This is a genomic window from Massilia sp. 2TAF26, assembly GCF_052115005.1.
Taxonomy (GTDB): domain Bacteria; phylum Pseudomonadota; class Gammaproteobacteria; order Burkholderiales; family Burkholderiaceae_D; genus Telluria.
Window position 1 is genome coordinate 1 of the sequence record NZ_JBFRFV010000114.1, and the last position, 469, is coordinate 469.

The following is a 469-nucleotide window of genomic DNA, read 5'->3' on the forward strand; positions in this document are numbered from 1 at the left end:
ATCCCCATGGATCTCAGCACCTTCGCTTGCGCGGCCCGCTGAATTCGATCAGTGAGCTCCCGCACTTCGTCCGAGTCAAGAAACATCTTCATAATTCATTCTCCTACAAACTTGTCTTGCTGTGTCTCTACTGTTGAGTGGTGGTACGATTGGACGCCAACAAGGAGACAACATGCGTATCAACTTTTTCGCTCGCCCTGTGGGCAGTGGCCTGCTCGATGTGACAGTGCTTGGTTCCGTTGCCCATGTAACTGTCTGGACTGGTGAGCCGGCCGAAGCATCCGAGCAAAAATATTTTCTTCAGTTCCGCGATGGTGTCTGGCCAGAAGGTATGGAAGACGTCGTCAAATGCGACGACGCGGCGCGCGTCGCAATTGAGCACAGGCTCAAGCTTTCCGGAGTGTCGATTGAGCCGGTCTACTTGGTGTGCGACCATGACACTGACCGCTTTATCGGAACGATCCAGCAC

Annotated in this window: 2 protein-coding genes; one reads left to right on the forward strand and one right to left on the reverse strand. The window is 53.7% G+C overall.

Annotated elements, in window-relative coordinates; all coding sequences use genetic code 11:
• Positions 1 to 92: DUF4224 domain-containing protein (locus AB4Z32_RS27710; RefSeq protein WP_442125016.1), on the reverse strand; the 92-nt coding region annotated here is incomplete at its 3' end.
• An 80-nt stretch (positions 93 to 172) separates the two neighbouring features.
• Between AB4Z32_RS27710 and AB4Z32_RS27715 the strand changes: the two genes are divergently transcribed.
• A partial coding sequence (locus AB4Z32_RS27715) for a hypothetical protein (RefSeq protein ID WP_442125015.1) occupies positions 173 to 469 on the forward strand: 297 nt, incomplete at its 3' end.